4 protein-coding genes are annotated in these 6,571 nt (G+C 62.2%); all 4 read right to left on the bottom strand.

Features of this window, described 5'->3' with window-relative positions; genetic code table 11:
- Positions 1 to 2,308 (bottom strand): hypothetical protein (locus tag M3461_10505; protein ID MDQ3774748.1); only part of this gene is annotated, 2,308 nt, incomplete at its 3' end.
- Positions 2,309 to 2,517: 209 nt separating this feature from the next.
- Entirely contained in the window at positions 2,518 to 4,767 is a 2,250-nt protein-coding gene (locus M3461_10500) for a hypothetical protein (protein MDQ3774747.1), read from the bottom strand.
- A 479-nt stretch (positions 4,768 to 5,246) separates the two neighbouring features.
- Positions 5,247 to 6,113 (bottom strand): DUF2182 domain-containing protein, encoded by an 867-nt coding sequence (locus tag M3461_10495; protein ID MDQ3774746.1) that lies wholly within the window; start codon positions 6,111 to 6,113, stop codon positions 5,247 to 5,249.
- 10 nt (positions 6,114 to 6,123) lie between these two features.
- The coding region (locus M3461_10490; protein ID MDQ3774745.1) for a DUF1326 domain-containing protein at positions 6,124 to 6,571 on the bottom strand (448 nt) is incomplete at its 5' end.

Here is a 6,571-nt window from a genome sequence, read left to right as displayed (position 1 = left end):
TGTAGGGGTAGCTCTGGATTGCCGGGACGTTCCAGAGCGCGTCGACGTCCGGCCAGCGCCCGGGGTCGAGTATCGGCGCGTGCGTCGCGGCCCCGATCGTGCGGGCCTCGATGTCGGCTGCCCAGTTTGTCACCTGGTGGTCGCCGAAGGCGACGTTTAAAAGAACCTTGTGCGCAGGCGTGTTCGGCAGCGGGTCATCCGTCATCCGGTTTGCGTAGCCGTTCGCCTCACCACGGTCCCAGAGCATCTGGAGCAGCGACAGCAGCAGCGGCCGAGCCAACTCGTTCGGGTAGGCCGGATAGAGGACGCTCGTGAACCTGTCGAAGGCGATCGAGCGCGGCAAGAGCATCGAGTACCTCATCGCCGCCGCCCCCAGTGCCGCGAGGGTGAAGTCGGGCGCGATCGCGGTCAGCGCACCGCCTATGATCCCACCCTGGCTGTTGCCGTTGTAGTAGAGATGACTCGCGTCGATCACCGGCGCGCTGGCCGGGTTCTGCGGATCGACGTGGAAGGCCGGATCGCTCTTTAAGCCGTCGGGATGGATCATCAGTCGGCCGAAGTAGAGCTCGTTGAGCAGGCCCTGCTGCAGGCGGTCGGCAAGCTTCGGGAAGCTCGAGAGATCGTGGAGGATCGGCAACGTGGGGAACGGAATGTCGCTCCTCGACATCCCGATCTCGTCGGTCGCGCAGAGCACGAACCCGTACCGGTTGGCGAGATCCTTCTGGCCCCCGGCGTGCACCTCGCCAGCGCTGCCGAAGAGACCATGCCCATAGAGCGATGGGCGCGCCGGGGCGGCGCCGGGCTCGTCGACCGCGACGCGAGGGACGATGCACTCGAAGTTCGCGGTCCAGGTGCCGTTCTCGGTCGGGAGCCCGTTGGGGTCGAGCGCGAACTGGCCGCCCGCGGCGCAGCTCGGTTGCAGATAGCAGGGCACGGTGAAGGTGCCGAGCACCTGGCGGGCGATCCGAGCGTCCTCCCCGACGGTAAAATTGTTCACCTGCGTCACCTGGAACGCTGGCGCGTGCCCCTGGACCGTGAGATCGGAGAGGTCGTCGTCGCCGAGTTGGCCGAAGGCATCGTCGCGCATGCTCAGCACCCGCGCCGCGATGTTCTCGTCGCTGGCGACGGTGAAGTCCCAGGCGAGGTACAGGTTCGAGCGCCGGATCCCTGCCCGGCGCAGGGTGTCGAAGATCCCCTCGAAGTGCGCCCGCCGTCTCTTGATAGGGGCCCTGCGGGTCGGCAGCCGGTCGCGGTAGTAGCGGAAGCCCTCGGGCGCGCGGATTGTATTGCGGTCAGCGTCCTTGAGGTCTCGCAGCGCGACGATGTAGCGGTGGCCGGAGGCCAGGTTGGTCGCCGGTTGGATCATGAGCGCGGTGCTCAGCGGCTCGCTCGCGTTGGAGTCGATCTCGACGAAGATCGGGGCACGCTCGCCGGTATGGGCATCGATCAGGACGATCGGGGCATGGGGCTCGGCGTAACGGCCGATGCGGCCGATCGGCACCGGGTCGGTCTTTTCGAACGCTTCCGGGTTGTCGAGCCCCGGCACGCGGAGCACGATCGCCTGCCCGGGGCTGAAGCCGTCGTTGAGATTGTAGGGCCCGGCGTCGATCGGCTTGCCGGCGACGTTCCGCGGCATCGCGGCGGTCTTGAGATCGATCCGGCGACCGGTTCGGGTCGAGGGATCGGCGATTGTGTAAAAGTCGTCGGGGAACGGAAGGAGACACAGCGATCCGTCCTGTTGGCCGATGAAGTCGCAACGATCGGCACGGCTCAGATCAACCGGCTTCGGTTTGCATTGCCTCGTGTCGCGCACGAGTTTCGCCTGGTCCCTCGCACCGCCGGTCTCCACCCGCAGGGTCCTGGCCTCGCAGCTCGCGATCTGCTCGCGCCCCTCGGCGGTGAGCCGCAGGCGCACGACCGTGACCCGCTGGCTCGAAGCCTTCGCTCCCCGCAGCCGGACCGCCCGCGTCTTCGTCAGCCGCCTGAAATCCGGAACGTCGAAGGTGCTCGAGGAGCCACTGACCCTGACAATCGGGCGCCCCGCGCCCTTGTTCGAGACCAGAACCTCGAGTCCCCGAGCGAGGATCTCCTTCTGGCTCGCGCTCTCGATCCTGACCGTGAGGCCGGAACCGCGAGAAGGCCCCGCGCCCGCGCTCGCCGCCGACACCATCAGCATCGCCGTCGCCCCTAACATGGCGAACGCCGCGAGCTGCCAGGTCCGGCCCATCGCACTCCCCTTGTTCCACATTGCTGGACGGTAGACCGCAAGGTCAAACAGCGTCAAGTCGGGCGGCACGGTCTCGTCCACGGTCGTTGCTCCCATGTCCGGGGCCAGAGCACTCGGGCTGACCATTGATCTTAAGCCCTTGTGGGCAAAACACCCTCGACCTCCTTATCAACCCGCCAACAAAACCATCGAAAGGCACCATTCGACCCAAAGCGGACGTCGCTCAGGGCTGCCGTATGGTACTACTTGAAGGCTAACGCGGACACCGAGCGATTGTCCTTGTGCACCCCCTATGGTTTGTTGCCTTGTGAGTTGGGCCTTGGCGACAGCAAGCCAGCGATCTCCTCCAAAAGAGGACGCAATTTCTGGTGGTCGGCTCGAGCGATCGCCATATCGATACGGGACATCCAGCTCCCCGGCCTATACAGGCTCACAGCCCGTTCAAATATCCTTCTTGCCGCGCGTTCGCGGATTTCCTGCACTGGCGCAGACTCGCCCGACAAGTGAGCTGCTACCGCCGTTCTGAGCCCAGAAACCTCTCCATCCCTACCCATCAGAGCGAACGCAGCAAGACCACAAAGCCCCCTCTCCAGAATGCCCCATCCTGTTTGATACCTCCCGCCCTTAAATATCCAGGACAGAAGAAACGTTCCGATTTCCGTCGCGATTTCATCACAACCGCGATTGCGCGCGTCCATTGCGGCCTCAAACAAGGTCTCGGTCATCTGAAAATTCTCAACGAACGTCACCGTGTCCTTGTCATCAGGAATCCAAGTCAAGGTAGCGATCAACCAACGCGCGTGCTTCCGGATCTCCTGTTGGCTGTGGTCGTCACATGCCGGAGCGTTTGATACGGCCAACAGGATTTCCGTCACGCCCGTTATCCAGTGAATCATGTCAAACGTGAAGTGGGACTTTGCCTTTATGGCTGCGAGCAGCAAATCCTTCTCTGTTTCGTACAGGCCATCCGCCCACCGCTCGACGTTCCGTATGACCCATTGGGCGTCCGCATTATCCGGTTGTGCTTCAGAGAGAGCATTGACCAATTCCGTAAGCCGCGCCCGTAAGCTCTGCACGCTGGTCGACGAATAGTACGCCCCCAGGAATGTGCTATGGCTGCTCGACAGCGGCGTATCGGCCACATTGATAAACAATTTCGCAACCAAGGCGACATCACGGCGGACTTCACCAACTGCGAAATGAATGTCGTGACTCCTGGAGCGAAGTAGATCGAGGGTCAGATTCGCAAGCTGGGTCATTCCTTCCATCGTGACGGGGCGATAATCCTCTTTCGCACACCCAGTGCACGCGATCAATGCGATCTTTTCACTGAGCGTTGTTATGTCATCCGGATTCCCATGAATGAGGAGATGTTGCGCAGACTGTCCCATGAGCCGCTGACCCTCCAGCAGAACATCCGCCATATCGTGGGGAACCACAGCCTGAACCGCGCTTGCGAGGTATCCAGCGGCAAGGCGTGCGTGGCTTTTCGTGGCATATGGACTGGAGTAATCGATGCCAAGATACACTTGGACAAGCGCAGCCATCGCTCGCAATGTTTGCGCGATTTGCTGTTCATCCCGGCGCGCTATTGCAGCTTGTGTGTTTTGCCGTAGATGCTCCAGTGTGTCGTTGATGAATCCGTCGTTGGCGAGAGGGTTTTCGAGAAATGGGTTATTCGCGTAAAAAGTTTTCCCCTTCGCCTCGATATACGCAGCATTGATGGCGACGACGGCATTCAGAGCGGCCCCGGAAACCTCATAATCTCCCTGTTCGGCATAGCGCCGAGCAAATGACATTGCATGTCGGATGGCTCGCTTGGCGCCATCGGTCCAACGGTTGTTGATCTGCAAGAAGGCTGTGCGGGCCACATCGTGCGTGGAGTCCGTGGGTGATGACGTTGCGCTCGCACTGTCTTCTCGCTCAAGAAGAGGCATCGCCCGCGAGGCACGTCGAGCCCAGGTCCGCAATTCCTTACGGCTGTCGTGAATGAGTATGCCGAGTTGCTGCAAGGGGTTGATGAGGAGCAGGGCCCGCCGATAGGCGTACATGAACAAAATGAGTATGAATACGATCGCCCACGAAGCTGCAAGGACCACAATCGCCAGCCGGGTTTGACTAGTGAACGTCGACAGCGTGGCGACGCCGATTGCCAGGAGGAATGCCGATGCAAATGCGCCCAGTAACTTCGGGTCCGCGCTCAGACGGCGAAATAGCCCGTGAGGCATACGCTCGATGTTCACCTGCATGGCAAACAGCACCAGGGACGTAACAATGGCGGCGGCGCCGATCAGTGCGCTTCCCAGGTTAAGAATCAAGCCGCTCATTGCCTTGACCGATTCTTCGGACGAGTAGTAGGGCGCCAGCGCATTTTGGAGTGTGGGCGACAGATAGAGGCTCAAAGCGAGAAGAAGGAGCAAAACAACGAAAAATGCACGCCCACCGTACTTGACCTTCCAAACGGAAAGGCGATACTGAATCTTGTAAGCGTATTGCCATAAGCCCGCAAGCCCTCGGCGGATTGCCTTTCTCGTATACACTGCCACAGAACTTAGACGGCTTGGGATAGGCATGAGCTGTTGTGGGGACCTCTGGTGTAAACCAACAAACGAATTTTTCGGGGTTCCCTCTTAACCCAGACCAAGGTTTGTGCGACTCGGGTCAGTCTTGGCAATAGTAGAGAACAGGTCAGCCATTTTCACTGATGTTGAATGGCCGCTTACGGTTGGGGAGTGGTCCGCTATTGCGGAGATCTCGATGGTCGGTTGCTGGACAGCGCGAGAATCGCGTGCCATGAGGCAGTTCGCTCGGCCTAGTACCGATAGGTGGGTTCTGGCCGAAAGCCGCCGGACGTGTCAGCCGCAGATGCTTCTCGCGATTCATGCATACGGGTAGCAGTCCTGGGGTGGCCTGGCCCTCGGCCTGGATGCTCTCGGTCCGGGTATCGAGCGCCGCAGGGAGAGCATCGCCTACTTGATTGAGAACATCGACTTCCTTCCCGATGCGCGGCGGCAGCGCCTCAGACCAGGAGCGTGGCGATCCCCCAAGAGATCAGTGCGGCGCCCGCGGCTCGGCCGACCCATCGGCCCGCCGGCAGCACCTTCTCGACCAGCACCAGCACGGCGAGCGCAGCGATCCAACCGAGGTTCATCACCCCACCGACAAACAAGAGCGCCATCAGCATCCAGCAGCAGCCCACGCAAAAGCCCCCGTGCAGCGCGCCGAGCCGGAGCGCGCCTGAAACGTGCGGACGCCAGTGGCACGCAAGGAACGACGCCGGAGCACGGCAATGCGACAGGCACGCGTGCTTCAGCGGCGAGAGCTGGTAGAGGCCGGCGGCAATCAGGACGGCGCTCGATAGCCAGCGGCTCTGCGATCCCATCAGCATGGCCGAGACGAGCCCGGCGCGTTCGAGCCCCCAATGCAGCGCGGCGGCGGCGACCGAGAAGCCCAGCCAGACCAGCAGATAGCCTGCGGCGAAAGCGCCGGTGGGCGCGAGCTTGTCCCGACCCTGCGCGACGGCGTGGCGATTCACGCGCGCGTAGAGCAGAATCGTCGGCGCTGCGCTCGGCGCCATCATGGCGATCATCATGATCCACCACATCGCGATCATCAGCGCCCATGTGGCGAACGCCCAAGGCGCGGGCGTCATCGGCGCGCCGCCCATGTCCATGCCGCCTGTGCCCATACCAGGCATGTCCGGAATCATGTCGGCGGCTTCCAGGTGCGGGAACAGCGAGAGCGTGGTCATCTCCCACGCGCTCATGCCGAGCCCTGCGCCCGTCAAGAGGTAGAGCCAACCCAGCGCGCACAACAGAGCCAGACCCGCCAGCGCGATCGTGCGGTCGCGTTTGAGCAGGCGTTCGAGCGCGGATGCTTCGGACATGCGCGGGGGGTCAGGCCCGCACGACGCCGTTGTTGTTGAGGTGCAGCCGCGCGAATTGGCCGTAGGTGTCCTTCATTTCGACCTCGACCGGACCCTTGGTCTTGCTCGACGCGCTGCCGATCTCGGCCACCGTGTATTCGAAGCCCTCCGGCAACACGATCTGCGCCCGCGATTCCGCGCCCGTCGCCTTGCTGCGGATCGGCTCGCCGATTGTGTCGATATAGTCCTTGACGAAGATACGGCCTCTGCGGCCGTCGATATCAAGCTCGAGATCGATCTTGGTGAAGACCGGATCGTGCATTTTGGTCACGGTCGCGGCGTAGACCGCGAACATGGTCGCGAACGGGGCGGTGTCCTGGCCCGTCATGATCTTCAACAGCGCGTCCCGCTGCTTCTGGTCGGCGTTCTCGTCGACGAAGGCGATGGCTTTGCCATTGCCCTCGTGGATCGGGCCGGGC

It is taken from the genome of Pseudomonadota bacterium, assembly GCA_030860485.1.
In the GTDB taxonomy this organism is placed as follows: Bacteria; Pseudomonadota; Gammaproteobacteria; order JACCXJ01; family JACCXJ01; genus JACCXJ01.
Note: the sequence above shows the minus strand (reverse complement) of the source record. Positions and strands in the feature narration are given on the sequence as shown.

Excerpts from the sequence above, each read along its gene's own strand:
- M3461_10495 (MDQ3774746.1), bottom strand. The coding sequence starts at position 6,113 with ATGTCCGAAGCATCCGCGCTCGAACGCCTGCTCAAACGCGACCGCACG.